The following is a 1,169-nucleotide window of genomic DNA, read 5'->3' as shown; positions in this document are numbered from 1 at the left end:
GGTTGTGACCGCGTGCCTTTTGAAGAATGAGCCTGCGAGTTAGCGTTGTGTGGCGAGGTTAACCCGGGTGGGGTAGCCGTAGCGAAAGCGAGTCCGAATAGGGCGTCTGAGTCGCGCGACCTAGACCCGAAGCGTGGTGATCTAGCCATGGGCAGGGTGAAGCGCGGGTAAGACCGCGTGGAGGCCCGAACCCACCAGGGTTGAAAACCTGGGGGATGACCTGTGGTTAGGGGTGAAAGGCCAATCAAACCACGTGATAGCTGGTTCTCCCCGAAATGCATTTAGGTGCAGCGTCGTGTGTTTCTTCCCGGAGGTAGAGCACTGGATGGTCTAGGGGGCCTACAAGCTTACCGAAATCAGCCAAACTCCGAATGCCGGTGAAGTGATAGCGCGGCAGTGAGACGGCGGGGGATAAGCTTCGTCGTCGAGAGGGAAACAGCCCAGAACACCGGCTAAGGCCCCTAAGCGTGTGCTAAGTGGGAAAGGATGTGGAGTCGCATAGACAACCAGGAGGTTGGCTTAGAAGCAGCCACCCTTGAAAGAGTGCGTAATAGCTCACTGGTCAAGTGATTCCGCGCCGACAATGTAGCGGGGCTCAAGTACACCGCCGAAGCCGTGTCATTCATACATGTAGCCTGTCGCCTTAGTCAGCGGCCAGGCGTATGGATGGGTAGGGGAGCGTCGTGCAGCCAGTGAAGTCCCGGGGTGACCCAGGGGTGGAGGCTGCACGAGTGAGAATGCAGGCATGAGTAGCGAATGCGACGTGAGAAACGTCGCCGCCGGATGACCAAGGGTTCCTGGGCCAGGCTAATCCGCCCAGGGTGAGTCGGGACCTAAGGCGAGGCCGACAGGCGTAGTCGATGGACAACGGGTTGATATTCCCGTACCCGCGAAGGTCCGCCCCATGTTGAATCAGGTGATGCTAAGCCCGTTAAGCCCCCTGACGCCTTCGGGTGTTGGGTGTGGTGGAGCCGGCGGCCCGAACTTGTAGTAGGCAAGCGATGGTGTGACGCAGGAAGGTAGCCCAACCCGGGCGGTGGTTGACCCGGGGTAAGGATGTAGGGCGTGTCGTAGGCAAATCCGCGACACACATGGCCTGAGATCTGATGCCGAGCCCGTAGGGGCGAAGTGGGTGATCCTATGCTGCCGAGAAAAGCATCTAGCGAGGA

Annotated in this window: 1 rRNA gene; it reads left to right on the top strand. The window is 59.4% G+C overall.

Annotation, left to right across the window (positions count from 1 at the left end):
* Window positions 1-1,169: ribosomal RNA gene (locus ABH920_RS50045) — 23S ribosomal RNA — on the top strand; the annotation flags it as partial.

This window comes from Catenulispora sp. EB89 (genome assembly GCF_041261445.1).
GTDB lineage: Bacteria > Actinomycetota > Actinomycetes > Streptomycetales > Catenulisporaceae > Catenulispora.
Note: the sequence above shows the minus strand (reverse complement) of the source record. Positions and strands in the feature narration are given on the sequence as shown.